This window comes from Candidatus Enterococcus murrayae (assembly GCF_017315985.1).
Classification (GTDB): Bacteria; Bacillota; Bacilli; order Lactobacillales; family Enterococcaceae; genus Enterococcus_A; species Enterococcus_A murrayae.
This window is the reverse complement of sequence record NZ_JAFLVR010000011.1, coordinates 69,933-95,589: the sequence shown is the minus strand read 5'-3', so window position 1 is coordinate 95,589 and position 25,657 is coordinate 69,933. Positions and strand designations below refer to the sequence as shown.

The 25,657-nt window shown below is 40.0% G+C and carries 36 protein-coding genes and 1 tRNA gene; 6 read left to right on the top strand and 31 right to left on the bottom strand.

The window, feature by feature from the left end; all coding sequences use genetic code 11:
- Nucleotides 1-31 precede the first annotated feature (31 nt).
- The 26 genes from secY to rpsL all read right to left on the bottom strand — a co-directional run bounded on the left by secY (nt 32) and on the right by rpsL (nt 15,400).
- The gene (gene secY / locus JZO85_RS05355; protein WP_207107473.1) at nt 32-1,333 is read right to left on the bottom strand and encodes a preprotein translocase subunit SecY; all 1,302 of its coding nucleotides are present in this window, start codon (nt 1,331-1,333) and stop codon (nt 32-34) included.
- Nucleotides 1,333-1,773, bottom strand: a complete 441-nt coding sequence (gene rplO / locus JZO85_RS05350; RefSeq protein WP_010782047.1) for a 50S ribosomal protein L15 — start codon at nt 1,771-1,773, stop codon at nt 1,333-1,335. Before rplO ends, secY begins: the two co-directional genes overlap by 1 nt.
- A 41-nt stretch (nt 1,774-1,814) precedes the next feature.
- Nucleotides 1,815-1,994 carry a 50S ribosomal protein L30 gene (gene rpmD / locus JZO85_RS05345; RefSeq protein WP_010747202.1) on the bottom strand — a complete coding sequence of 60 codons (180 nt, stop codon included), beginning with the start codon at nt 1,992-1,994 and terminating at the stop codon, nt 1,815-1,817.
- 14 nt (nt 1,995-2,008) lie between these two features.
- Nucleotides 2,009-2,509: a 30S ribosomal protein S5 gene (rpsE, locus tag JZO85_RS05340; RefSeq protein ID WP_010747203.1), complete on the bottom strand. Its 501-nt coding sequence runs from the start codon at nt 2,507-2,509 to the stop codon at nt 2,009-2,011.
- 20 nt (nt 2,510-2,529) lie between these two features.
- Nucleotides 2,530-2,886 (bottom strand): 50S ribosomal protein L18, encoded by a 357-nt coding sequence (gene rplR / locus JZO85_RS05335; RefSeq protein WP_010747204.1) that lies wholly within the window; start codon nt 2,884-2,886, stop codon nt 2,530-2,532.
- A 52-nt stretch (nt 2,887-2,938) separates the two neighbouring features.
- Nucleotides 2,939-3,475, bottom strand: coding sequence for a 50S ribosomal protein L6 (gene rplF / locus JZO85_RS05330; RefSeq protein ID WP_207107472.1), 537 nt, complete (start codon nt 3,473-3,475; stop codon nt 2,939-2,941).
- A 31-nt stretch (nt 3,476-3,506) separates the two neighbouring features.
- Nucleotides 3,507-3,905, bottom strand: a complete 399-nt coding sequence (rpsH, locus tag JZO85_RS05325) for a 30S ribosomal protein S8 (protein ID WP_010747206.1) — start codon at nt 3,903-3,905, stop codon at nt 3,507-3,509.
- A gap of 32 nt (nt 3,906-3,937) precedes the next feature.
- The gene (locus JZO85_RS05320) at nt 3,938-4,123 is read right to left on the bottom strand and encodes a type Z 30S ribosomal protein S14 (protein ID WP_028020384.1); all 186 of its coding nucleotides are present in this window, start codon (nt 4,121-4,123) and stop codon (nt 3,938-3,940) included.
- Nucleotides 4,124-4,140: 17 nt separating this feature from the next.
- Nucleotides 4,141-4,680, bottom strand: a complete 540-nt coding sequence (gene rplE / locus JZO85_RS05315) for a 50S ribosomal protein L5 (protein ID WP_010742762.1) — start codon at nt 4,678-4,680, stop codon at nt 4,141-4,143.
- A gap of 26 nt (nt 4,681-4,706) precedes the next feature.
- Nucleotides 4,707-5,018, bottom strand: coding sequence for a 50S ribosomal protein L24 (gene rplX / locus JZO85_RS05310; RefSeq protein WP_207107471.1), 312 nt, complete (start codon nt 5,016-5,018; stop codon nt 4,707-4,709).
- Between the two features lie 35 nt (nt 5,019-5,053).
- Entirely contained in the window at nt 5,054-5,422 is a 369-nt protein-coding gene (gene rplN, locus JZO85_RS05305; RefSeq protein ID WP_010742760.1) for a 50S ribosomal protein L14, read from the bottom strand.
- 55 nt (nt 5,423-5,477) lie between these two features.
- Nucleotides 5,478-5,744: a 30S ribosomal protein S17 gene (gene rpsQ / locus JZO85_RS05300; protein ID WP_010742759.1), complete on the bottom strand. Its 267-nt coding sequence runs from the start codon at nt 5,742-5,744 to the stop codon at nt 5,478-5,480.
- Nucleotides 5,745-5,765: 21 nt separating this feature from the next.
- The gene (gene rpmC, locus JZO85_RS05295; RefSeq protein ID WP_010747210.1) at nt 5,766-5,957 is read right to left on the bottom strand and encodes a 50S ribosomal protein L29; all 192 of its coding nucleotides are present in this window, start codon (nt 5,955-5,957) and stop codon (nt 5,766-5,768) included.
- Nucleotides 5,947-6,381, bottom strand: a complete 435-nt coding sequence (rplP, locus tag JZO85_RS05290) for a 50S ribosomal protein L16 (protein WP_010747211.1) — start codon at nt 6,379-6,381, stop codon at nt 5,947-5,949. The genes rpmC and rplP overlap by 11 nt, the downstream gene beginning before the upstream one ends.
- A 2-nt stretch (nt 6,382-6,383) precedes the next feature.
- Nucleotides 6,384-7,040 (bottom strand): 30S ribosomal protein S3, encoded by a 657-nt coding sequence (gene rpsC / locus JZO85_RS05285; RefSeq protein ID WP_088934192.1) that lies wholly within the window; start codon nt 7,038-7,040, stop codon nt 6,384-6,386.
- A 13-nt stretch (nt 7,041-7,053) separates the two neighbouring features.
- The gene (rplV, locus tag JZO85_RS05280; RefSeq protein WP_010742755.1) at nt 7,054-7,401 is read right to left on the bottom strand and encodes a 50S ribosomal protein L22; all 348 of its coding nucleotides are present in this window, start codon (nt 7,399-7,401) and stop codon (nt 7,054-7,056) included.
- 21 nt (nt 7,402-7,422) lie between these two features.
- Complete coding sequence (gene rpsS / locus JZO85_RS05275; RefSeq protein WP_010742754.1) at nt 7,423-7,701, bottom strand: 30S ribosomal protein S19; 279 nt, start codon at nt 7,699-7,701, stop codon at nt 7,423-7,425.
- A 42-nt stretch (nt 7,702-7,743) separates the two neighbouring features.
- Nucleotides 7,744-8,577, bottom strand: coding sequence for a 50S ribosomal protein L2 (rplB, locus tag JZO85_RS05270; RefSeq protein ID WP_207107470.1), 834 nt, complete (start codon nt 8,575-8,577; stop codon nt 7,744-7,746).
- Nucleotides 8,578-8,615: 38 nt separating this feature from the next.
- Nucleotides 8,616-8,906, bottom strand: coding sequence for a 50S ribosomal protein L23 (locus tag JZO85_RS05265; RefSeq protein WP_010782060.1), 291 nt, complete (start codon nt 8,904-8,906; stop codon nt 8,616-8,618).
- The gene (gene rplD, locus JZO85_RS05260) at nt 8,906-9,529 is read right to left on the bottom strand and encodes a 50S ribosomal protein L4 (protein ID WP_207107469.1); all 624 of its coding nucleotides are present in this window, start codon (nt 9,527-9,529) and stop codon (nt 8,906-8,908) included. Before rplD ends, JZO85_RS05265 begins: the two co-directional genes overlap by 1 nt.
- A gap of 28 nt (nt 9,530-9,557) precedes the next feature.
- A complete protein-coding gene (rplC, locus tag JZO85_RS05255) occupies nt 9,558-10,187 on the bottom strand; it encodes a 50S ribosomal protein L3 (RefSeq protein ID WP_207107468.1) in 630 nt (209 codons plus the stop codon).
- A gap of 22 nt (nt 10,188-10,209) precedes the next feature.
- Nucleotides 10,210-10,518, bottom strand: a complete 309-nt coding sequence (rpsJ, locus tag JZO85_RS05250; protein ID WP_010756438.1) for a 30S ribosomal protein S10 — start codon at nt 10,516-10,518, stop codon at nt 10,210-10,212.
- A gap of 436 nt (nt 10,519-10,954) precedes the next feature.
- Nucleotides 10,955-12,142 carry an elongation factor Tu gene (gene tuf / locus JZO85_RS05245; protein WP_207107467.1) on the bottom strand — a complete coding sequence of 396 codons (1,188 nt, stop codon included), beginning with the start codon at nt 12,140-12,142 and terminating at the stop codon, nt 10,955-10,957.
- 163 nt (nt 12,143-12,305) lie between these two features.
- Entirely contained in the window at nt 12,306-14,390 is a 2,085-nt protein-coding gene (fusA, locus tag JZO85_RS05240; protein WP_207107466.1) for an elongation factor G, read from the bottom strand.
- A 79-nt stretch (nt 14,391-14,469) separates the two neighbouring features.
- Nucleotides 14,470-14,940 carry a 30S ribosomal protein S7 gene (gene rpsG / locus JZO85_RS05235; RefSeq protein WP_088935882.1) on the bottom strand — a complete coding sequence of 157 codons (471 nt, stop codon included), beginning with the start codon at nt 14,938-14,940 and terminating at the stop codon, nt 14,470-14,472.
- A 46-nt stretch (nt 14,941-14,986) separates the two neighbouring features.
- Nucleotides 14,987-15,400 carry a 30S ribosomal protein S12 gene (rpsL, locus tag JZO85_RS05230; protein WP_010742744.1) on the bottom strand — a complete coding sequence of 138 codons (414 nt, stop codon included), beginning with the start codon at nt 15,398-15,400 and terminating at the stop codon, nt 14,987-14,989.
- 413 nt (nt 15,401-15,813) lie between these two features.
- On the opposite strand from rpsL, the gene rpiA reads away from it, so the two are divergent.
- The 3 genes from rpiA to JZO85_RS05215 all read left to right on the top strand — a co-directional run bounded on the left by rpiA (nt 15,814) and on the right by JZO85_RS05215 (nt 17,499).
- Nucleotides 15,814-16,494, top strand: a complete 681-nt coding sequence (gene rpiA, locus JZO85_RS05225) for a ribose-5-phosphate isomerase RpiA (RefSeq protein WP_207107465.1) — start codon at nt 15,814-15,816, stop codon at nt 16,492-16,494.
- 129 nt (nt 16,495-16,623) lie between these two features.
- Nucleotides 16,624-17,310 carry a 2,3-diphosphoglycerate-dependent phosphoglycerate mutase gene (gpmA, locus tag JZO85_RS05220; RefSeq protein ID WP_207107464.1) on the top strand — a complete coding sequence of 229 codons (687 nt, stop codon included), beginning with the start codon at nt 16,624-16,626 and terminating at the stop codon, nt 17,308-17,310.
- A 105-nt stretch (nt 17,311-17,415) separates the two neighbouring features.
- Nucleotides 17,416-17,499: transfer RNA gene (locus tag JZO85_RS05215), tRNA-Leu, on the top strand.
- A 53-nt stretch (nt 17,500-17,552) separates the two neighbouring features.
- Here JZO85_RS05215 and udk read toward each other — a convergent pair.
- The 3 genes from udk to JZO85_RS05200 all read right to left on the bottom strand — a co-directional run bounded on the left by udk (nt 17,553) and on the right by JZO85_RS05200 (nt 19,664).
- Entirely contained in the window at nt 17,553-18,179 is a 627-nt protein-coding gene (gene udk, locus JZO85_RS05210) for a uridine kinase (RefSeq protein WP_207107463.1), read from the bottom strand.
- A 70-nt stretch (nt 18,180-18,249) separates the two neighbouring features.
- A complete protein-coding gene (locus tag JZO85_RS05205) occupies nt 18,250-18,936 on the bottom strand; it encodes a YjjG family noncanonical pyrimidine nucleotidase (protein WP_207107462.1) in 687 nt (228 codons plus the stop codon).
- 11 nt (nt 18,937-18,947) lie between these two features.
- On the bottom strand, nt 18,948-19,664 hold the full coding sequence (locus JZO85_RS05200) for a 16S rRNA pseudouridine(516) synthase (RefSeq protein ID WP_207107461.1): 717 nt from the start codon (nt 19,662-19,664) through the stop codon (nt 18,948-18,950).
- Between the two features lie 501 nt (nt 19,665-20,165).
- Between JZO85_RS05200 and JZO85_RS05195 the strand changes: the two genes are divergently transcribed.
- From JZO85_RS05195 to JZO85_RS05185, 3 genes are all read left to right on the top strand, one after another.
- Nucleotides 20,166-20,783 carry a 50S ribosomal protein L25/general stress protein Ctc gene (locus JZO85_RS05195; RefSeq protein ID WP_207107460.1) on the top strand — a complete coding sequence of 206 codons (618 nt, stop codon included), beginning with the start codon at nt 20,166-20,168 and terminating at the stop codon, nt 20,781-20,783.
- 222 nt (nt 20,784-21,005) lie between these two features.
- Nucleotides 21,006-21,329, top strand: coding sequence for a DUF960 domain-containing protein (locus JZO85_RS05190; protein ID WP_207107459.1), 324 nt, complete (start codon nt 21,006-21,008; stop codon nt 21,327-21,329).
- 121 nt (nt 21,330-21,450) lie between these two features.
- The gene (locus JZO85_RS05185; RefSeq protein WP_207107458.1) at nt 21,451-22,821 is read left to right on the top strand and encodes an MATE family efflux transporter; all 1,371 of its coding nucleotides are present in this window, start codon (nt 21,451-21,453) and stop codon (nt 22,819-22,821) included.
- 2 nt (nt 22,822-22,823) lie between these two features.
- On the opposite strand, the gene JZO85_RS05180 is transcribed toward JZO85_RS05185, so the two are convergent.
- On the bottom strand, nt 22,824-23,354 hold the full coding sequence (locus JZO85_RS05180; protein WP_207107457.1) for a hypothetical protein: 531 nt from the start codon (nt 23,352-23,354) through the stop codon (nt 22,824-22,826).
- Between the two features lie 149 nt (nt 23,355-23,503).
- Complete coding sequence (locus tag JZO85_RS05175) at nt 23,504-25,501, bottom strand: KUP/HAK/KT family potassium transporter (RefSeq protein ID WP_207107456.1); 1,998 nt, start codon at nt 25,499-25,501, stop codon at nt 23,504-23,506.
- Between the last annotated feature and the right edge of the window lie 156 nt (nt 25,502-25,657).

The following is a 25,657-nucleotide window of genomic DNA, read 5'->3' as shown; positions in this document are numbered from 1 at the left end:
CGGCGTTGAGGGGAAACCTCAACACACGAATCTACTCTTCATCCATGAATCCGACGTAACGCCGTTTCAACATGAGTCCTTCTAATTGTTTTGCAGTTTCTAGCGCAACACCAACTACAATCAAAAGACTGGTACCACCTAAACCAATTGATTGAGGCAAGTTCCAAATCATTTGTGCGATAATTGGAATCAGGGCGATCAATCCTAAGAAAATAGCACCAACCACACTTAAACGCATCAAAATTGCAGAAACATATTCTTCTGTCCCTTTCCCTGGTCTTACACGAGGAATATAACTTCCTTGCTTTTGTAGGTTCTCTGCTAATTTTTCAGGATTAACCTGAACAAATGCATAGAAAAAGGTGAAAGCAACAATCAGAACAGTATAAATCGCAGCTCCTGGAACCGTGTTATAACTGAATAATTTCGTTAAAACATCGTACCAGCCTTCCGCACTGTACTTACTAGCCAACGCCTGTAACACCGCATTCGGCGTAGCAATAAACGAGCTAGCAAAAATAACTGGAATAACCCCGGCAGCATTTACTTTTAATGGCAAATAACTGCTTGTTGGAGCGCCAACGACTTGTTTTGTGTATTGTATAGGAATTTTTCTTTCTGCTTGTTGGAAATACGTTACAAAAACAACTATTACCACAATAGCAATAAGTAAAATTACAACAAAAATAACTGACTTCCAAATATCACCAGAATCAATGTTTACGAAATAATCGTCATAGATATCTTTAATACTTTGCGGTAATCGAGAAATGATACCTGCAAAGATAATCATAGATACACCATTACCGATTCCTTTTTCAGTGATCTGTTCTCCTAACCAAGTAACAAACATAGTTCCTGCGGTAAGAATAATACCAATTGTAACAAATGTCTGAACATTACGGTTTGGTACAAATCCAAATTGTGCAAAATAGTCAAATCCAGCAGTAATACTTACAGACTGAATAAAAGCCAGGACTAAAGTTAAATAGCGAGTTGCTTGGTTTAATTTTTTGCGTCCGACTTCACCTTGTTTTGACCATTCAACAAATTTAGGAATGATATCCATCTGCAACAACTGAATCACAATTGAAGCAGTGATGTATGGCGAAACTCCCATTGAGAAGATTGAAAAGTTTTGCATGGCTGAACCACTCACCATATTCAGCATTCTGAAAAATGGCATTTCGCTTAAGCCTTGCAATCCATGTGCATCAACTCCCGGCACAGTAATCTGAGCACCTAGCCGAAAAATCAGCAACATTAAGACGGTAAAAAGGATCCGTGATCGGATGTTCTGAACTTTGAAAGAATCTTTTAAAAGTTTGAACATTAAATCACCTCGATTGAACCACCAGCAGCTTCAATTGTTTCTTGAGCATGTTTAGAGAATTTAGCTGCTTTAACGGTTAGTTTTTTATCTAATGATCCGTTTCCTAAAACTTTGATTCCAGCTTTTTCGTTTTTCACGATTCCAGCTTCAACTAAAGCAACTGGTGTTACTTCAGTTCCATCTTCAAAACGATTTAAGACATCCAAATTGATTACAGCGTATTCTTTACGATTCACATTAGTAAATCCGCGTTTTGGTAGACGACGGAATAAAGGAGTTTGACCACCTTCAAAACCTAGACGTACACCACCGCCTGAACGAGCCTTTTGACCTTTTTGACCACGTCCAGCTGTTTTTCCGTTACCTGATGAAGTACCACGACCAACGCGGTTGCGAACTTTACGTGAACCTTCGGCAGGTTGTAATTCATGAAGTTTCATTATATTGGGCACCTCCTTAGATTTTAATCATCATTGTTTTATTAAACTTCTTCTACGTCCACTAAATGAGACACTGTGTTTACCATACCTTTGATTGCATCATTAGCAGGTTTAACAACTGTGCTGTTCATTTTTTTAAGACCCAACGCTTTAACAGTGTCACGTTGGTTTTGAGGACGTCCGATAATACTGCGTTTTAAAGTAATTTTTAATTCAGCCATTTCATTCGTCCTCCTTAATTAGCTAAGTTTTCAACAGAGATGCCACGTAATTGTGCCACTTCTTCTGCTTTTTTCAATTGAGTTAAACCTTCAACAGTCGCGCGAACAACGTTGATTGGTGTGTTTGAACCTAAAGATTTAGAAGTTACATCGGCAACCCCAGCTAATTCCAAGACGGCACGAACTGGTCCACCAGCGGCAACTCCAGAACCTTCAACGGCTGGTTTCATCAAGATGCGTCCGCCGCCGAATACACCAATAACTTCGTGAGGAAGTGTAGTTCCTACCATTGGTACTTCGACTAGGTTTTTCTTAGCGTCTTCGATTGCTTTGCGAATTGCTTCAGGTACTTCTTGAGCTTTCCCTGTACCAAAGCCTACGTGACCGTTTTTGTCCCCGACAACAACTAGTGCTGCAAAACGTAGACGACGTCCACCTTTAACAACTTTAGTAACACGGTTGATCGCTACAACGCGGTCTTCTAATTCCAAATGTTTTGGATCGATATAAACCATGAATGGTGTTCCTCCTTCTCCTAAAATTCTAGTCCATTTTCGCGTGCTGCTTCAGCTAAAGCTGCTACACGGCCATGGTAAAGGTATCCACCACGGTCAAAGACTACTTTCTTAATACCTTTTTCTGATGCACGTTCTGCTACTAATTTCCCAACAGCTTGTGCTTGTTCAGTTTTTGTTCCACCTGAAATTTCTTTATCCAAGGCAGAGGCACTTGCTAGCGTCACACCCGCTACGTCATCAATTACTTGCGCGTAGATGTTTTTGTTAGAACGAAAAACGTTCAAGCGTGGGCACTCAGCAGTACCAGAGATTTTGTTACGGACACGCATGTGGCGCTTTTGGCGTGTTTTATTTTTATCTGGTTTTGTAATCACAATTGTCACCTCTTTAATTAAGCTGGCCTAAGCCGCGTGTAGGTTTGACCTACTATTTACCAGTTTTACCTTCTTTACGGCGTACATATTCACCAACATAACGAATACCTTTGCCTTTGTAAGGTTCTGGCGGACGAGTTCCGCGGATTTTCGCAGCTAATTCGCCTACTACTTCTTTATCTGATCCCTTAACGATTACTTGTGTATTCGAAGGAACTTCGATTGTAACGCCTTCTGGAGCTACCATTTCAACTGGATGTGAGTAACCAACGTTCAATACAAGTTTTGAACCTTGTAATTGTGCACGGTACCCAACCCCGATTAATTCTAATGCTTTTTGGAACCCTTCTGAAACACCAACAACCATGTTATTGAAGTTTGCACGAGTTGTTCCGTGGATTGTTTTCATTTCTTTGCTGTCATTTGGACGAGTAAATGTTACTTCATTTCCTTCGATGCTCATTTTGATATCGGAAGAAAAAGTACGAGTTAATTCACCTTTAGGTCCTTTAACAGTAATGTCGTTTCCGTTTTGAGCTACTTCAACTCCAGCAGGTAAAACGACTAATTTATTACCAATACGGCTCACTTAAAGACACCTCCTCATGGATTGTTTGATCTTACCAAACGTAAGCTAGCACTTCGCCGCCGACGTTTTTACCTCTAGCTTCTTTGTCGGTTACTAAACCTTCAGAAGTAGAGATGATTGCGATACCTAAACCATTTAATACTTTTGGCACTTCGTCAGCTTTGACATAAGCACGCAAGCCTGGTTTAGAGATACGTTTTAAGTTCGTGATAACACGCTCGTCATTTTTACCGTATTTAAGGAAAACACGGATCATGCCTTGTTTGTCATCTTCGATATATTCAACATCACGTACGAATCCTTCACGTTTAAGGATTTCTGCGATGTCACGTTTGATTTTTGAAGCAGGCACTTCTACTGAATCGTGCTTTACCATGTTGGCGTTACGAATACGAGTTAGAAAATCTGCAATTGGATCTGTCATGACCATTGAACTATTTACCTCCTTTATGCGAGTTTATTTTACCAGCTAGCTTTCTTCACGCCGGGAATTTGACCTTTGTAGGCAAGTTCGCGGAAGCAAATACGGCAAAGATGAAATTTACGATAAACTGAATGTGGACGTCCGCAACGTTCGCAGCGAGTATACTCTTGCGTTGAATGTTTTGCAGGGCGTTTGTTTTTAGCAATCATTGATTTTTTAGCCAATTTTTTCGCCTCCTTGATTATTTTTGGAATGGCATTCCAAGTTGTGTTAATAATTCGCGAGATTCTTCGTCGGTTTTAGCAGTTGTAACAACAACGATATCCATACCGCGGACTTTATCAACTAAATCATAATCTACTTCAGGGAAGATCAATTGTTCTTTAACACCTAAAGTAAAGTTACCACGGCCGTCAAAGGATTTTTTGCTTACTCCGTGGAAGTCACGTACACGGGGAAGTGATACAGACACTAATTTGTCTAAGAATTCATACATTCTTTCTCCACGTAGTGTTACTTTCGCACCGATAGGCATTCCTTCGCGCAAACGGAAACCAGCGATTGATTTTTTAGCTTTTGTGATAATTGGTTTTTGACCAGAAATCAACGCTAATTCTTCAACAGCTTTGTCTAAGTTTTTTGCATTTGATACCGCATCACCAACACCCATGTTGATAACGATTTTTTCAACTTTAGGAACTTCCATCACTGAATCATAGTTAAATTTTTCCATCAAAGATGGTGTAATTTCACTTACAAATTTTTCTTTTAGGCGGTTCATCTATAAGATCCTCCTTCCTTGTTTAATTATTTATCTAGAGCTTCGCCGGTTTTCTTAGAAACGCGGACTTTCTTACCGTCAACCACTTTATAGCCAACGCGTGTCGCTTCTCCATTTGAAGGATCAATCACCATAACATTAGAAGCATGAATTGGTGCTTCTACCTCAACGATTCCGCCTTGAGGGGCTTCTTGAGAGGCTTTTTTATGTTTCTTTACGACATTGATGCCTTCAACAACGACTTTATCTTGTTTAGGAAGGGCTTCTAATACTACGCCTTCTTTATTTCTGTCTTTACCAGAGATAACTTTTACTTTATCGCCTTTTTTAACGAACATTACTGTTGCGCACCTCCTTTGGTTGAATCTTTCGATTATAATACTTCCGGTGCCAATGAAACGATCTTCATGAAGTTGCCTTCGCGTAGTTCACGAGCGACAGGTCCGAAGATACGTGTTCCTCTTGGGCTCTTGTCATCACGAATGATAACAGCTGCATTTTCATCAAATTTGATATAAGAACCGTCAGTACGACGAGCGCCTGATTTAGTTCGAACGATAACGGCTTTAACCACATCGCCCTTTTTGACAACACCACCTGGCGTTGCTTGTTTAACCGTAGCAACAATCACATCACCGATATTAGCAGTTTTGCGACCAGATCCGCCAAGAACTTTAATAGTTAAAATTTCACGAGCGCCTGAGTTGTCCGCGATTTTTAAACGGCTTTCTGCTTGGATCACTTTTGTATCCTCCTTTCAGATTTAAGAAACATCTATATAGGAAAATCTCGTGTGATTAGATAATCACTGCTTTTTCAACGATTTCAACCAGACGGAAACGTTTGGTAGCTGATAATGGACGAGTTTCCATGATTTTCACGATATCACCAATTTTTGCTTCATTGTTCTCATCGTGAGCTTTGTATTTTTTAGAATATTTCATACGTTTACCGTAGATTGGATGGTTCTTTTTGGTTTCAACGACAACAGTGATCGTCTTATCCATTTTGTCAGATACCACGCGTCCTTGATAAACCTTACGTTGATTTCTTTCTTCAGTCATACTGGAAATGGCCTCCTTCCACTATTTGTCAGCTTGTTCACGCAACACAGTTTTGATGCGTGCAATCGATTTACGTACTTCTTTAATACGTGCAGTGTTTTCTAATTGACCTGTTGCTAATTGAAATCTAAGATTGAACAATTCTTCTTTCAATTGTTTTTCTTGATCTAGCATTTCGGCAGTGGTTAATTCTCTGATTTCTTTAACCTTCATTCGATTCACCACCCATTTCCTCACGTTTTACGATCTTAGTCTTCATTGGTAATTTGTGAGAAGCAAGACGTAATGCTTCACGAGCAACTTCTTCAGGAACGCCGGCGATTTCAAACATGATCTTACCGCGTTTAACTGGTGAAACCCAGCCTTCAGGAGCACCTTTACCAGATCCCATACGTACACCAATTGCTTTGGCAGTATAAGATTTGTGAGGGAAAATTTTAATCCATACTTTCCCACCACGTTTCATGTAACGAGTCATTGCAATACGGGCAGCTTCAATTTGGCGGTTAGTAATCCAATGTGAATCAACAGCTTGTAAGCCATATTCTCCAAATGCGATTTCTTTACCACCTTTAGCTTCCCCACGCATTTTACCGCGGAATTCACGACGGTGTTTTACACGTTTAGGTACTAACATGATTATTTCCCTCCTTTCTTAGTGTTTTTCTTTGTAGGAAGAATTTCTCCACGATAAATCCACACTTTAACTCCTAGTTTTCCGTATGTTGTATCTGCTTCTTCCCATGCGTAATCAATGTCGGCACGCAATGTATGAAGAGGAACTGTTCCTTCAGAGTATCCTTCTGAACGAGCGATATCCGCACCATTCAAACGACCAGATACTTGAGTTTTGATTCCTTTTGCGCCTGAACGCATTGTACGTTGGATTGCTTGTTTTTGTGCACGACGGAAAGCAACACGGTTTTCTAATTGACGCGCGATTCCTTCACCGACTAATTTTGCATCTAAATCTGGTTTTTTGATTTCAACGATGTTAATGTGAACTCGTTTACCAGTTAATTTATTTAATTCTTTTCTTAGGCTCTCAACTTCAGATCCGCCTTTACCGATAACCATACCAGGTTTGGCTGTGTGAATTGAAATGTTTACGCGATTTGCTGCACGTTCGATTTCAACAGTTGACACAGCGGCATCAGCAAGTTTAGTTGCGATGAACTTACGGATTCTCAAATCTTCGTGTAGAAATTCAGCATACTCTTTTTCGGCATACCATTTAGCATCCCACTCACGGATGATGCCTACACGCATTCCAATAGGATTTACTTTTTGACCCACTGATTATCCCTCCTTATTTTTCTGATACCACAACGGTAATATGACTTGTACGTTTGTTGATTGGTGAAGCTGAACCTTTTGCACGCGGACGGAAACGTTTCATTGTTGGTCCTTCGTTAACAAATGCTTCAGAAACTACCAAATTTTCAACATCTAAGTCAAAGTTGTTTTCTGCGTTAGCAACTGCTGACATCATAACTTTTTCGATGATTCCTGCAGATTTATTTGGTGTGAATTTCAAGATTGAAATTGCTTCTGCTACGCTTTTTCCTCTGATAAGATCGATTACTAAACGTGCTTTACGAGGAGAAGTGCGAACTGTTTTCGCAGTTGCCTTAGCTGATGTAATTTGTTCTGCCATGTTAATATCCTCCCCTCAAAATTAACGTCTTGTTTTCTTATCGTCGGCGGCATGTCCACGATAAGTTCTTGATGGTGCAAATTCACCTAATTTATGTCCTACCATGTCTTCTTGGATGTAAACTGGCACATGTTTGCGTCCGTCATAAACAGCAATTGTAAATCCTACAAAACTAGGGAAAATTGTTGAACGACGAGACCAAGTTTTGATAACTTTTTTCTTTTCAACACCTTGTTGCGCTTCAACCTTTTTCATCAAATGATCATCGACGAAAGGTCCTTTTTTCAAACTACGACCCATGGTGTACCTCCTCTCAAAATATGCGACACATAGTCAATGGTTCTATTTAGTCTTGCGACGACGTACGATAAGCTTGTCTGATGCAGCTTTCTTATTACGAGTTTTATACCCCAATGCAGGTTGTCCCCAAGGAGATACAGGAGCTTTACGTCCAACTGGAGCTTTACCTTCACCACCACCATGTGGGTGATCGTTAGGGTTCATTACGCTACCACGTACAGTTGGGCGTTTACGCATCCAACGAGAACGACCAGCTTTACCGATATTGATTAATTCGTGTTGTTCGTTACCAACAGAACCGATAGTAGCACGGCAAGTAGCTAAGATCATGCGAACTTCGCCAGAGTTTAAACGTACTAATACGTATTTTCCTTCTTTACCAAGTACTTGAGCACTTGTACCAGCTGAACGGATTAATTGTCCGCCTTTGCCGGGTTTCATTTCAATGTTGTGAACAACAGTACCAACTGGAATATTTTCTAGTGGTAAAGCATTCCCGATTTTGATATCTGCATCTTTCCCTGAAACGAGTGTCATGCCAACTTCTAGACCTTTAGGGGCTAAAATGTAAGCCTTCACTCCGTCTGTATAGTGAACTAATGCAATATTCGCTGAACGGTTTGGATCGTATTCGATCGTTTGAACGGTTGCAACGATATCATCTTTATTACGTTTGAAATCAATCACACGATATTGGCGTTTGTGTCCGCCGCCTTGGTGACGTACAGTAATGCGACCGTTGTTGTTGCGGCCAGCATTATTTTTTAATGGCTCTAACAAAGTTTTTTCTGGCGTGCTAGTAGTGATCTCAGCAAAGTCAGAACTTGTCATATTACGACGGCCATTTGTGGTTGGTTTGTACTTCTTAATCGCCACGTCTGTTTCCCTCCTGTATTAATCGCTATTTCTTGTGCTTATTCAGCAGCATCGAAAAGCTGGATTTCTTTTGAGTCTTCAGTCAAAGTCACAACAGCTTTGCGACGTTTTTTCGTGAAGCCTTGATATTTACCCATACGTTTTGCTTTTGGTTTAGCATTCATAATGTTTACGTTTTTAACTTTAACGTCGAAAGCAGCTTCAACAGCTTGTTTCACTAAAGTTTTGTTTGCGCGAGTGTCAACTTCGAAAGTGTATTTCTTTTCATCCATATCTAACATGGATTTTTCAGTGATCACCGGGCGTTTAATTACGTCTAGTAAGTTCATTATGCAAGCACCTCCTCAATTTGAGTAAGAGCAGTTTGCGTTGCTAAGATCTTGTCATTAGCGACTACATCTAATACAGTAACGTTGTTTGAAGTAGTAACAGTAACGTTTGATAAGTTGCGAGCAGCTAAACCTGCAACTTCATTTTCTGTTTCTAATACAACCAATACTTTAGAATCAATAGACAAGCTACTTAAAACTTGTTTAAATTCTTTGGTTTTAGGTGCGTCAAAGCTTAAAGCATCAACAGCAACTAAGTTATTTTCAGCAACTTTTTCTGATAAAACAGATTTGATTGCTAAGCGACGAACTTTTTTAGGAAGTTTGTAGCTGTATGAACGTGGTGTAGGTCCGAAGACAACGCCACCTCCACGCCATTGTGGTGAACGGATAGAACCTTGACGAGCACGTCCAGTTCCTTTTTGACGCCATGGTTTGCGACCACCGCCGCGAACTGCGCTACGATTTTTCACAGCGTGTGTTCCTTGTCTTAATGAAGCGCGTTGCATAACGATTGCATCGTAAACAACACTTTCATTTGGTTCGATTCCGAAGATTTCTTCATTTAAAGTGATGTCACCATTTTGAGTTCCATCTTGTTTGAATAATGCTACAGTTGGCATTCCTTAGTTCCTCCTTTCCTTTAACTAATTATTTAGCTTTCACAGCTGATTTGATAGTGATTAAAGATTTTTTAGCTCCAGGAACATTCCCCTTAACTAAGATAACGTTGCGATCAGCGTCCACACGAACGATTTCAAGATTTTGAATCGTTACACGGTTGCCGCCCATGCGACCAGCAAGTTTTTTATTTTTAAATACGCGGTTTGGTGCAACAGGACCCATAGATCCAGGACGACGGTGGTAACGAGAACCGTGAGCCATTGGGCCGCGGCTTTGTCCGTGACGTTTGATAACGCCTTGGAATCCTTTACCTTTAGTCGTTCCGGTAACATCAATGATGTCTCCAGCTTGGAAAGTATCAACTTTCACTTCTTTACCTACTTCATAGTCTCCTAGCTCAACATCTTTGAATTCTCGAATGAAGCGCTTAGGAGCCGTGTTTGCTTTTGCAACATGACCTTTCGCAGGTTTGTTAGACAAAACTTCACGCATATCTTGGTAACCTAATTGAACAGCTTCGTAGCCATCGTTTTCCATTGTCTTCACTTGTAAAACAACGTTTGGAGTAGCTTCGATAACAGTAACTGGAATAAGTTCACCAGATTCAGTGAAGATTTGAGTCATTCCCACTTTTTTCCCTAAGATTCCTTTGGTCATGATTACACCTCCATCTTCTTAATTATAATTTGATTTCGATATTCACACCTGATGGTAAGTCAAGCTTCATTAAAGCATCAACTGTCTTCGGTGTTGGGTTCACAATGTCAATCAGACGTTTGTGAGTACGCATTTCGAATTGTTCGCGTGAATCTTTGTATTTATGAGTCGCACGGATTACAGTGTACAGACTGCGTTCAGTTGGTAATGGAATTGGACCAGATACACTAGCTCCAGTTCTTTTTGCAGTTTCTACGATTTTGTCCGCTGATTGATCTAAAATACCATGTTCATACGCTTTTAAACGGATACGAATTTTTTGTTTTGCCATCTTGTTCCCTCCTTCGCCTATTTTAAAAGTAGACATAGCTCCACGAAAATCTCCGTCACGCTCGTTCGTGGCAAAGCGTCCGGGCGTGTCGCAACCTCTCGTTTCAAAGCCGACGGATTCCTTTTCGAACCCCCCAATGATATTTGCACTTCTGCAAACAGCACCTTTATGATTATATTACATGAGATTAGTGATTGCAAGGATTTTCTAGGTTTTTTTGAACTTTTGCTTTGGTTTTCAGAAAATAGTATATTGAAATTTCACACGCCTGCTTCTATTTATAGAATTCCACGCTGGTAAAATACTTTCTATATCCTTTAAAATGCCATAAAATCAGTTTTTATTTGTCCTTTTATATTCAGCCAAAACAAAAAAAGAGTCGCTGAAAAATCAGCAACTCTTTACGTCCGATCATAAATTCAAATTAAAACGTTAATTATGCTTTGATTGAAGTTACAACGCCTGAACCAACAGTACGTCCGCCTTCACGAATTGAGAAACGAGTTCCGTCTTCAATAGCGATTGGGTGGATTAATTCAACTTCCATAGTTACGTTATCACCAGGCATTACCATTTCAGTACCTTCTGGTAGATCAACTACACCAGTTACGTCAGTTGTACGGAAGTAGAACTGAGGGCGGTAGTTAGTGAAGAATGGTGTATGACGTCCACCTTCTTCTTTAGTTAAAACGTAAACTTCTGCAGAGAACTTTGTATGTGGAGTAATTGAAGCTGGTTTAGCCAATACTTGTCCACGTTGGATGTCTTCACGTGCAACCCCACGCAATAACGCACCAATGTTGTCTCCTGCTTCAGCGTAATCTAATAATTTACGGAACATTTCAACACCTGTTACAGTTGTTTTAGCAGTGTCTTCAGCGATACCTACGATTTCAACTTCGTCACCAACGCGAACTTGTCCACGTTCAACACGACCAGTTGCAACAGTACCACGACCAGTGATTGAGAATACGTCTTCGACTGGCATCATGAATGGTTTGTCAGTATCACGAACTGGTGTTGGGATGTATTCGTCAACAGCAGCCATTAATTCTAAGATTTTTTCTTCGTATGAAGCATCGCCTTCTAAAGCTTTCAAAGCTGAACCTGCGATAACTGGAGTGTCGTCGCCTGGGAAGTCGTATTCAGTTAATAAGTCACGAACTTCCATTTCAACTAATTCTAGTAATTCTTCATCGTCAACCATATCCATTTTGTTTAAGAATACAACGATGTAAGGAACACCAACGTTACGAGATAACAAGATGTGTTCACGAGTTTGAGGCATAGGGCCATCAGCAGCAGATACTACTAAGATAGCTCCGTCCATTTGTGCAGCACCAGTGATCATGTTTTTAACGTAGTCCGCGTGTCCTGGGCAGTCAACGTGAGCATAGTGACGGTTGTCAGTTTCGTATTCTACGTGAGAAGTGTTGATAGTGATCCCACGTTCGCGTTCTTCAGGTGCACCATCGATTGAAGCGTAATCCATTGCTTCTGCTCCGCCTTGTTTAGCAAGTACAGTTGTAATTGCAGCAGTTAAAGTAGTTTTACCATGGTCAACGTGTCCGATAGTACCAATGTTAACATGGGGTTTTGAACGGTCAAATTTTTCTTTAGCCATTTAAATTGTTCCTCCTAAGTAAATGAGATTATTTTTTATCTGATAGGTCCGCACCGCAAAAGCGCTGCGAGCCCATATCATCAGTTAATTATTTTACATGAAACGTTACTAAAAATACAGTTCTTTTAGAAAAAGCAGTCAAAAACCAATTGACTTTTAAGAATTATTCAGCTTTGCCGCCGTTTTTCTTAATAATTTCCTCTTGAACAGATTTAGGTACATCTTCATAGTGGTCAAAGACCATCATGAATGTTCCACGTCCTTGCGTTGATGAACGAAGCGTTGTTGCGTAACCGAACATTTCAGCTAACGGCACGATTGCGTTAACGATTTGTGCGTTACCATGCGCTTCCATACCTTCAACACGTCCACGACGAGCAGTTACGTGACCCATCACATCACCTAAGTAATCTTCTGGAACAGTGATCGTAACTTTCATCATTGGTTCAAGGATTGATGGGCTAGCTTTCTTAGCTGCCGCACGTAGAGCCATAGAAGCTGCTACACGGAAGGCTGTTTCATTTGAATCGACATCATGGTATGAACCATCATAAAGCTTAGCTTTAATGTCAACTAATGGATACCCAGCTAACACACCGTTTGCCATTGCGTCTTCTAATCCTTTTTCAACTGCTGGGATGTATTCACGAGGAACCACACCACCGACAATTGCATTTTCGAATTCGAAGCCTTTACCTTCTTCGTTAGGTGTAAATTCAATCCATACGTGACCGTATTGACCTTTACCACCTGACTGACGTACAAACTTACCTTCTGCATTTGTTGAAGCACGGAAAGTTTCACGATAAGATACTTGAGGCGCTCCTACGTTTGCATCTACTTTAAATTCACGACGCATGCGGTCTACTAAAACGTCTAAGTGAAGTTCACCCATACCAGCGATAACTGTTTCGCCAGTTTCAACGTTTGTTTCAACGCGGAATGAAGGATCTTCTTCAGCAAGTTTTTGTAGCGCCACACCCATCTTATCTTGGTCAGCTTTTGATTTAGGCTCAACAGCAACTTCGATAACTGGATCAGGGAATTCGATAGATTCAAGGATAACTGGTGATTTTTCATCACAAAGCGTATCCCCAGTAGTTGTATCTTTCAAACCAACAGCAGCTGCGATATCTCCTGAATAAACCGTTTCGATTTCTTTACGAGTATTCGCGTGCATTTGTAGAATACGTCCGATACGTTCACGTTTGCCTTTAGAAGCATTCAACACGTATGAACCAGAGTTTAGCACACCTGAGTACACACGGAAGAAAGTTAGACGACCTACGAACGGGTCAGTCATTACTTTAAACGCTAGTGATGAAAATGGAGCTGAATCGTCTGCAGGACGTTCAGTTTCTTCGTCAGTTTTAGGGTTGAAACCTTTGATCGCAGGTACATCAGTTGGCGCTGGAAGATAGTCGATGACTGCATCCAACATCAATTGAACACCTTTGTTCTTGAAGGCTGAACCACATAAAACTGGGTAGAAATCTACCGCTAAAGTCGCGTTACGGATACCTGCTTTCAATTCTTCTTCAGTGATTTCTTCACCTTCCAAGAATTTCATCATTAGGTCTTCATCAGTATCAGCTACAGCCTCAACTAATTTTTCGCGCCATTCTTCAGCTAATCCCTGATAGTCAGCAGGAATTTCAGTTTCTTGAATTTCTGTACCTAAATCGTTTGTGTAAATCTCAGCTTTCATTTTGACTAAGTCAATAATTCCAGTGAAATCATCTTCCGCACCAATTGGTAATTGGATTGGATGAGCATTTGCTTGCAAACGATCATGTAAAGTGCTTACTGAGTAAAGGAAGTCAGCACCGATTTTGTCCATTTTGTTACAGAATACGATACGCGGAACGCCATATTCTGTTGCTTGACGCCAGACAGTTTCTGTTTGTGGTTCTACACCTGATTGTGAGTCCAATACAGTTACTGCACCGTCAAGTACACGTAATGAACGTTGAACTTCGATTGTGAAGTCCACGTGTCCTGGGGTATCAATGATATTTACGCGGTGACCTTTCCATTGCGCTGTAGTAGCGGCAGATGTAATCGTGATACCACGTTCTTGTTCTTGTTCCATCCAGTCCATTTGAGAAGCGCCTTCGTGAGTTTCTCCAATTTTATGGATTTTACCAGTGTAGTATAAGACACGCTCTGTTGTTGTTGTTTTACCAGCATCAACGTGAGCCATGATCCCGATATTACGAGTATTGTCTAGAGAAAATTCTCTTGCCATTTCTTTGTTTGCTCCTCTCTTCTATTAAATTAGCATGGTTCGGTCAGACATCTGTTGACCTTCGTCAGCAGAAAATATCTTACCAACGATAATGAGCAAATGCACGGTTGGCTTCCGCCATTTTGTGTGTATCTTCGCGTTTTTTTACAGAAGCGCCAGTGTTGTTAGCAGCATCCATAAGTTCTTTCGCTAAGCGTTCTTCCATTGTATGTTCGCCGCGTAGACGAGCGAAGTTTACAACCCAACGCAATCCTAAAGTAGTACGACGTTCTGGACGTACTTCAACGGGTACTTGGTAGTTAGATCCCCCAACACGGCGGGCTTTAACTTCTAGTACAGGCATGATATTTTCCATTGCTTGTTCGAAAACTTCTAACGGATCATTTCCTGTTGATTCTTTGATTGTGCTAAAAGCATTGTATACAATATTTGAAGCAGTTCCGCGTTTTCCATCAACCATTACACGGTTGATTAAACGAGTTACTAGCTTAGAGTTATACATAGGATCTGGCAAAACGTCGCGTTTTGCGATAGCTCCCTTACGAGTCATACGTAACTCCTCCTTTTCGAAAATATGTCTTTATCTATTCGTTTGATTAAGCTTTAGGTTTTTTAGTACCGTATTTAGAACGGCTTTGTTTACGATCGTTAACACCAGCAGTATCTAGTGCGCCACGAACGATATGGTAACGTACCCCTGGTAAGTCTTTTACACGACCACCACGTAATAGAACAACACTATGTTCTTGTAGGTTATGGCCGATACCTGGAATATAAGCTGTTACTTCGATCAAGTTTGACAAACGAACACGAGCATATTTACGTAACGCTGAGTTAGGTTTCTTAGGCGTCATAGTCCCCACACGTGTACAAACTCCACGTTTTTGTGGTGAGTTCACATTTGTTTGAGCTTTCTTAAAGCTGTTATATCCTTTGTTCAATGCTGGTGAATTTGATTTTTCCACCTTTGATTTACGAGGTTTACGTACTAATTGATTAATTGTAGGCATTCCTTGTTTCCTCCTTCCTCGATTCGCTTCCTAGTACCACACATCCGTGTGGTTCTTTTTCTGCGATAAAAAATAATGCATCCCTGCATTCTCTATCAAGCTGTACTTCGACACAGTCAGCACGTCTCTATCGAGAGACCTGTTCACAAAGCACCTTTGATAGCATACCATGATTGATTTTAGCTGTCAACAAACTATTCAGAGTTTTTTTCTACTATTAATGTTGTAACCAGCCCTTTAGAAAAATATCCAAATAAGAAAATTCTTATTCGTAAAATAAATAGTTTGTTAATTCCCAGATTCCCAGCAAATAAACCGCATTCATTTTTTTGGTCTTTTTTACTTAAAAGGCTATCTTTTTTCTTTTTTTGCGATTACAATGAACGTAACTTAACAAAAGGTGGGATTTTTCAATGAATTTGAAAGAATCAGTTGGGATTGAAGCAGCAAAATTTGTCAAAGACGGAATGACCGTTGGGCTAGGTACTGGATCAACAGCTTATTATTTAGTGAAGGAATTAGGTCGTCGAGTGAATGAGGAAGGCTTAAAGATTACAGGTGTTGTGACTTCCTCTAAAACAGAAGAACAGGCAAAAGAATTAGGTATTCCCTTAAAAGCAATTGACGATGTAGAATCGGTCGACCTTACAATTGATGGTGCAGATGAAATCAGCAATGACTTTCAAGGAATCAAAGGCGGCGGTGCAGCGCTGCTCTTCGAAAAAGTAGTGGCAACCTATTCAAAGGATTGCATCTGGATTGTAGACGAAAGCAAAATGGTTAATAAGTTGGGGCAATTTTCTTTACCTGTTGAAGTCGTGCCATTCGGCAGTCACAACGTCTTTCGTCTGTTTGAATCAAAAGGTTACGAGCCAACATGGCGCATGGATGATGCTAATGAACTCTTAACTACAGATGGAGGGCATTACATTATTGACCTTCATTTAGAAACTATTGAAAATCCACATGCACTCGCTGAAGAACTTGATGCTTGTGTCGGTGTTGTTGAGCATGGCTTATTTATCGATATGATCTCTCGTGTAATTGTCGGCACTACTGAAGGGCCAAAAATTTTAGAAACTCCAGCAAAATAATTTTATAAAAATCCCTTTAAAGCATGTGATTTGATAAAAAACACACTCAATTTAATGGAAATCATGGCGGAAACATTGTACAATGAATCAGGAATTGAAAATTTCAGAAATTTCAAAGGAGAGAATGTTATGCCAAAATTAGTTTTTTCTCGTCACGGCTTAAGTGAATGGAACAAATTGAATCAATTTACTGGCTGGGCAGACGTTGACTTGGCTCCAGAAGGTGTCGAAGAAGCAAAAGAAGGCGGCCGTAAAATCAAAGAAGCAGGAATTGAATTCGATGTTGCATATACATCTGTTTTAACTCGTGCAATCAAAACTTGTGACTTGATCTTAGAAAACTCCGATCAACTTTGGGTACCAACAATCAAATCTTGGCGCTTAAACGAACGTCACTATGGTAAATTGCAAGGCCTGAACAAAAAAGAAACCGCTGAAAAATACGGTGACGAACAAGTTCACATCTGGCGTCGTTCATACGATGTATTACCTCCATTGATGGAAGCAACTGATGAAGGCTCAGCAGCACAAGATCGTCGTTATGCAATGATGGATCCTCGCGATATCCCTGGTGGAGAAAACTTAAAAGTTACTCTAGAACGTGCATTACCTTTCTGGCAAGATGAAATCGCTCCTGCTTTGAAAGACGGCAAAACTGTTTTAGTAGCAGCGCACGGCAACTCACTGCGTGCATTAGCTAAACACATTGAAGGTATTTCTGACGAAGATATCATGGACTTAGAAATCCCAACAGGTCAACCGCTTGTTTATGACTTGAACGACGACTTAACAGTCGCTAAAAAATACTACTTATAACATTTTTCCCGACTTATTAACTGAGTCGGGATTTTTCATTTAGCATCGCATCTTTTTCGCTGTCATAATCAATTTTTTATGCTAAAATAAATACGTGCTTTCTTTGCGGTCGTGGCGGAATTGGCAGACGCGCTAGCTTCAGGCGCTAGTGGTAGCAATACCGTGGAAGTTCGAGTCTTCTCGGCCGCATCATAAAAAATTGTTAAAAAGAGCAAGACAGAAAACTTTCTGTCTTGCTCTTTTTACTCATGATTCAAAAAACTCGCTACTTTTGTCGCAATCAGATCGATAGCTACATGATTTTCTCCGCCTTCTGGTACGATGATGTCTGCGTAGCGTTTGGTCGGTTCAATAAATTGGTGGTACATCGGCTTAACTACTGTCAAGTATTGGTCGATAACTGATTCTAGAGTCCGACCACGCTCGTTCATATCTCGTTTGATACGACGAATGATCCGAATGTCATCATCAGTATCTACATAGATCTTTATATCCATCAAATCGCGTAAACGTTCGTCCTCAAGAATTAAGATCCCTTCCAAGATAATGACCTCTTTGGGTTCTTGCACATAGACTTTTTCACTGCGGGTATGCTTTACGTAATCATAGATCGGCACTTCTACCGATTGGTATTTCGTTAACTCTTTTAAATGCTCGATTAATAAATCTGTGTCAAACGCAAACGGATGATCATAATTTGTTTTTAACCGTTCCTCAAAGCTGATACCGCTTTGGTCCTTATAATAAGAATCGTGCTCCAGCATCATAATCGAATGATTGGGAAACCGATTGTAAATCGCGCGGCTAACACTTGTTTTTCCACTTCCCGAACCGCCCGTTACACCAATAATGATCGGCTTGTTTTCCATGCAAATAAAACCTCTTTCGTTTTTCATTAGTCCTATTATAGCGAAACATCGCCAAATTACTATCAAAAACTTAAAATTCTTCTAAAATCTGATAGAGGTCAGTTAATTTTTTAATCTGAAATGTTGGTTTGATTTCCATTGCTTCTTTTCCCTGTGGATTCATCCAGATCGTATCTATCCCAGCAGTTTGCCCACCTTTGATGTCTGAAGTTAAAGAATCACCAACGATTACGGTCTTTTCTTTATCCAACTGAGGAATCTCAGCAAAAACAATGTCAAAGAATTCTTTCATCGGTTTATGGACACCCATCTCTTCCGAAATAAACAATTTCTTAAAATAAGGAGCCAGTCCTGATTTTTTTAGACGTTGGTGCTGCGTTGCAGAGACTCCATTAGTAACTACATAAAGATCTTTTTTCTGACTTAAGTTCTCCACGACTTCTAGGCTGTTTGAGATCAACTGATGCCCTTGATTTAAATAGTGCCGATAACGAGCTTCTGTCCTCGGACCATCAACCTCTCGTTCATACTGCTCAAAAAATAAACGGAAGCGGTTATCTAACAGTTCTTGGCGCGAAAGCAACCCTGCTTCATGGTCACGCCAGAATCCTTGATTCATTTTTTTATAATTATTTTTCACTGATAGGGAGGGCTCTACCCCCATATCTTGAAATAGCCAGCTTAAAGCTTGCTCTTCCGCTGCCTTAAAATCCAGTAAAGTATCATCAATATCAAATAAAATTGTTTCGTATCCCATTTTCAAACCTTCTATCTAAAGTATGTTTTTAATTGTCGAAGCTCAGCTAGCGTCAACGATCGATAAGCACCTTCTGCTAAGTCTTCTGGTAAAATCAACGGCCCCATTGCAAGGCGCACCAGACTAGTCACTTTTTTCCCACGAGCCAAAAACATCTTTTTGACTTGATGAAACTTGCCTTCTTGGATAGTCAGCAGAACCTCCGAATTTCCAGCTTCTGAATTCAGAATTTTCAACTGTGCTGGCTGACAACGTATCCCACCGTGAAAAATTATCCCTTTTTCAAAAGCCGCCACATCTGCTGTGGTCACTGTTTCATTAACTGTTGCACGATACAGCTTTGCAACTTTAGCATGCGGCTGCAAAAGATCATAACCTAATTGTCCATTGTCCGTCAAAAGTAATAATCCTTTTGTATCTCGATCTAAGCGGCCGACTGGATATAAAGCGGCAGGGCGGTCTTCTTCCCCCACTAACTGTGTTACTGTTTGAAGTTTTGCATCTTTCTTGGCTGTCACAACACCTGCTGGTTTATTCAGTAAATAATATACATGACTCGTTTTCAATTTTTGACCATCAACAAGAATCTCATGGAGCTGACTGTCGACATTTCGATGCTGATTAAGCTCGATTGCCCCATCAACAAAAACCTTCTTCATAAGAAACAGACGTTTCATCTCTTTTCGAGACGTTTTAAGATTTTGTTCTATCACCTTATCTAAGCGCATGTTGGTCTCCTTCAAATCTGTCGGACTTATTATACCGAATTTTATATAGAAGACAAAACCCTCAAGCTTGGCATTTACGTTTTATTCACTTTTGAAGAACAGTACGGTTTATCTTTTGCCTGTAAATCATGCTCTATTAAATAATTAATTTCCTCTCTAAAACCTCTACACTAGCGCATTTCCACTGATAAAATCACTCTTTACTCAAAACCAGCAGGAAGTTAATGCTTGCATTTCGATTAGATTAGACCTAGAATTTAATTATACGAGTCAGAGATTCGTATGATTAAGTGAATCGACACTTCGGTGTTAAAAGGTTTCTCATACACAGCGTTATGACCTGGTAGAGAAAGTTGTACTTAGACTTTTTTTGGACAGTTGTGTATACGACTGTCTTTTTGCGTTTTTTTCGCAAAGCCATTGTGCTGAGAATAACCCGTCACTTAAATAAAATCTGTCTGCTTAACCACAGACAGTCACATTTTAAGGAGGAATTTGGTTATGGCAGTATCATTGAAAGTAGAAGAAAGAGCAACTCGTCCTCGTTCCGTTCGTAACAAATTACGTCATGAAGGAAAAGTTCCCGCAATCGTCAATGGGTACAAGGTTGAAAGCACACCTATTTCAATCGACGAGCGTGAATTTTCAAGATTATTGCGTGAAAATGGTGCAAATACTGTTTTTACTGTTGAAATTGGCGGAAAGAAAGTAAACACATTATTACGTGAGACTCAATTAGATACTTTTACTCATCGTTTAACACATGTTGAATTAGTATCTGTAAACTTGTCAGAAGAAACTGAAGCTGAAACAGAAATTAATCTAGTCGGTGAAGCTGTTGGCGTGAAGGCTGGCGGAGTGCTTGCCCAAACACTTTATACAGTAATTGTCTCTGCAACACCAGAAAAATTACCAGAAGGTATTGAAGTTGACATCTCTGGACTAGAAATCGGTCAATCAATCTCAATCAGCGATCTACCTAAGAACCCTGATTATACGATTGTAACGGATGCAGAAGAACAAGTCGCTTCTGTACAAGAAGCTCAAGAACTTCCTGCAGAAGGCGAAGTATCTGAAGGTACTCAACCAGAAGTCATCGGTGAATCAACAGAAGAATAACTATTTGTTAAGATGTGCCGGAAATATTCCGGCATGTCTCTTTTTTATCAAATTACAGTAGATAAAGAAGAATTTCTTCCCTACTTTAAGTAGCTAATTATTTAGTTTTTCTTATATACCAAGTACAATGAGTGGTCTTTTTTGATAAAAAGATTTACAATAAGGCACTACAAAGCTTACTTGTACTTTTAGTAAGTGATTCCAACTAAAGGAGGAAAATCTATGTTTGAAACATTTGATTCGAAAAAAAGTCGTTATGCCTCTGTCGGTGTGGTGTCCAGCTTGCCAGGCGAGCTGATTGATAGTATCTGGTATATCATTGACTTAGACTTAAAGGGCTTGATCCCATTAGACAATATCTTAAGTTTTGATTTGATCAACAATAATGGACGTGTCACGATGCACTTCTCCCAAGAAGGCAGCGAGGTTGAGATGGGGATTGACCTGCCGTTTGGTTTTTCTTATGATTTCCCACAAGAAGTCTATGCTTATGATGACGGCAACCGTCAAACCATTTTATTACCGAATGAGATCCGTCAACGCTAATCTTTCAGACAACCTTTCTTAAGGGTTGTCTTTTTTTCTTAACTTTTTACTCGATCCTCTTGCTTTCAGAAAATATTGTGGTAATATCAATCAGAAAATTTTATTAGAAAGCGGGAAAAAGATGAAAGAGTTAACTCACGGAAATCCGGCAAAGCTGATCATTCTGTTCGCCTTGCCCTTATTTGTAGGAAATGTTTTTCAGCAATTTTATAGCATGGTCGACATGGTAGTTGTTGGTCAGACATTAGGAAAAGATGCATTGGCCGCAGTAGGAGCTACCAGCAGTGTCAGTTTTTTGATTATCGGATTTGCACAAGGTTTGACTGCAGGCTTATCAATTATAACTGCACAACGTTTTGGCGCCCAAGATATTCAAGGTGTCCGAAAAAGCTTTGCTTCCTCGATTCTCATTAGCCTGGGAGTAACAATCGTCTTAACCGTTTTGAGTCTGATATTCTTACGACCGTTACTATTATTGATGCAAACCCCGCCAGAACTATTGGATCAAGCGCAAAAATTTATTTCAATAATATTGGCCGGAATTTTTGCTTCAATGAGCTTCAATTTATTATCCAATATGGTACGAGCGTTAGGCGACAGCCGCACACCGCTATTTTTCTTAGCTTTTGCGGTTGTAATCAATGTCGTTCTGGATTTAGTATTCATTATTTATTTTCACATGGGTGTTGCAGGAGCAGGGTTTGCGACGGTTATTGCTCAAGTAGCTGCTAGCTTGATGTGTGTGTGGTTCATTCGAAAAAAAATCCCTTTACTGCAGATCGGCCGGAAACATTTTTCTTTGGATAAAGCAGATTTGCGTGTGCATTTGAATGCAGCACTGCCAATGGGCTTCCAATCATCTATTATTGCGATTGGTGCCGTCATTTTGCAATCAGCTTTAAATACCTTAGGAACTGATGTTGTAGCAGCTCAAACTACTGCAAGCCGTATCGATCAATTCGCCATCTTACCTATGATGTCATTTGGAATCACTATGGCGACCTTTACTGCACAAAATCTAGGGGCCAAAGAATATGGACGTATTTTACAAGGCGTGAAACAATGCTTATTGATGAGCGGAGCATTCAGTATCTTTGCTGGGCTTCTAGTCATAACCTGCGGCCGCTTTTTTGTCGCACTTTTCGTTAATAGCACTGAAACTCGTGTCTTCGAACTTGCACAGATTTATTTCACTATCAACGGCTCTTTATACTGGGTTTTAGCCATTCTATTTATCTTACGCTACACTCTGCAGGGTTTAGGTCAAGCAAAAATCCCAACGATTGCCGGGATTATGGAACTTGTCATGCGCTCCTTTGCAGCTATTATTTTGACACACGCATTCGGTTTTGCCGGTGCAGCATTTGCTTCACCATTAGCTTGGATGGGATCAACGGCCGTCTTGCTGACTTCATACTTTAAAGCAATGCGACACTTGAAGAAATTGGATCAGGAACAACAACTACATCTACAAATAAAGAGTGAGGGCTAACCTCACTCTTTTGCTAGTTGGCAATATACATCCAACATATTCTGAGAAAACTCTGAAGTAAAATCCTTAGCCATATCGATAATTTGGTTGCATCGTGCAAAATAAATCTGGAAGTACATCTGCGAATCGTCTTCCAAAATTCGTGCTACTGCCGATGCATAGCTCATAATCAACAATTCTTTAATGCCTTCTGATTCTCCAAAAATCCCCACAAAATCTAAGCCGCATTCAACAAAATACAATTCTACGTCAATCAAGGCGCGCTGATTTTGACAGCTTTTGCGAAACTTTCTCAACAATTCTTCCGCTTTTACTAAAGAACGATCGATTTCTCCATGTGGAAAAAAAGCTTTCTCTAACCTTTGATTTGTTGTTTTTGCCAAGCGCATTCCGTAATCATCGCCTAAAAAGCGTGAATCAACAATCTGTTGAGCAACCTCCGAATGTTTATATACCTGACAAAGCAACTCTATTAACTGATCATTATCTGCCTTATACAATTTATCTCGCAATCCTGAAATCGTCATTTCCATCCTGCACCCCTCACCTTCATTCTTTTTTAATCTTAATTTAACTTATTTCAAATAAAAAGAAAAGAACTTTTGATGCTTATTCAAGCCAAAAGTTCTTAATCTGTATAAATGTTTTGAATAGAGCCAATTAAATCACCTACATGATAGGATCACATTTTCCGCTCTTTAAGCCATGTTTTTCTAGTTTCACCTACAATTAATGGAACTGTCTCATAAGTTACTTCACTATATTCGATCCCAAACCAGCGCTCCGGAGTAACCGTATGGTGTTTGATGGCGAGTCGTGCCTGCATCACTTGACGATCCCATTTATCTAATTTCGTCATATTCGACAGCACTTCTTGAATCATCACAAAGCGGAAGTCACCAACTTGGCGTCCCGGTGTCAATGAGTAATGTTGCGGTTGTTTTGGCAAACGTCCTTGCTTCATCAAATCATGGATGATCTGACGTAAATAAACATTGACGTCTTGGGAAATACGAAATCCCAAATAAAGTTTGACCTTCACAATAAAATCCGTTCCCATCATATCGATACTATATTCTTCCGTGTAAGGCTCATCTGTTACTTCCACATTCACGAACCAATAAACTTTTGCTCGCTTCAATCGTTTATCTAAAATCGAATAAATAAATTGCTGTGGAATCTGATCCCCATCCAAACGCGGGACCAGAAATACCACGTTCGTCTGATAATATGGAATCTTGTTATCATCGTGTAATTCTTGTAACTGTGGAAGATAGTCTTTGAAGTTCACATCTTGGCTAGTATTTTCCTGTACACGATTGCTTCGGTACCAGATGTACATGACACTCAAGATCAATAGTGCCATTGCGACGGCTACAAAACCGCCGTGGAAAAATTTAGTCACACTTGAGATGAAGAAGAAACCTTCTAGCGTTCCGAAAAAGACTAACATTAATAGTGCCAAAAACCGAGATGTTCCTTTTTGCAGCAGGTAGTGATACAGCAAGAACGTGGTCATCAGCATTGTAACTGTAATGGACAGTCCATAAGCCGCCTCCATATGACTAGACGTACGGAAAGTCAGAACAATCAATGAACATGCTGCCCATAAAATCATATTGATTGCTGGAATATACATCTGTCCAATACTTTTACCAGGATAGATAATCCGCATTCTTGGTAAGAGTTTTAACTTGATTGCCTCAGAAACCAATGTAAATGATCCTGAAATCAATGCTTGAGAAGCTATGACTGCAGCAATGGTCGCAAAGACGACTCCAAAAATCATCCAGCCCTCTGGCAATATTTGGAAGAAGGGATTCAAATTTTCGATGCCTTCGATCGCCGCATCTCCTTTAGCATGCAAAATCCATGCAGCCTGTCCAGCGTAATTCAACATCAGACAAAGTAAAACGTAGGGCCAGCTGATATGGATATTCTTTTTACCTACATGTCCCATATCAGAGTAAAGAGCTTCTGCACCAGTCGTTGCCAAGAAGATACTTCCTAAAATAAAGATACCCATTTTATTATCAGGACTGAATAATAAGTGAACGGCATAATAAGGATTCAACGCCTTGATCACACCAAAATCATAAGGAATGTTTAATAAGCCCATTAAACCTAAAAACGTAAACCACAGAAACATGATGGGACCAAAAGCCTTTCCAACAAAATCCGTTCCAAATCGTTGGATCAAAAATAGAAAGAGCAAAATCACTAAAGTAATAATCACGATAATATTTTGATTATTACCGAATTCTTGATAGAAACCTGGAATTCCTCTCAACCCTTCGATTGCCGTCGTAACTGTCACGGCTGGTGTCAATACTCCATCGGCTAATAGCGCTGCTCCGCCAATCATCGCAGGCACGATTAAATACTTCCCGCCTTTTCGCACTAAGGTGTATAAAGAGAAGATTCCTCCTTCACCATGATTGTCTGCTTTTAAAGCAATCAGCACATATTTGACCGTCGTTAACAGCATGACGGTCCAAAAAACAAGGGAGACTGCTCCAAGAACAAAATCTTGCGTGACAGTACTCAACCCACCATTTTCTTCCAAGATAGCTTTCATTACATACAATGGGCTTGTCCCGATATCTCCGTAAACAACCCCCATCGCAATCAGCAATCCAGCTGCCGAAAGCTTCTTAATATGATCTTTCTTCTTTTCCATTTTGCACACTCCTATTACAGCCAATGCTGAAGCGGTATTGATTCTTTATATTAAGCTTTAGGCTCGTTGCAGTCATTTTCTCTTATAAGCACGTTTTTCATCTGTTTTTATGATTGCATTTTATGTTATGTGAAAAATGAAACTGACAGTTCGTCT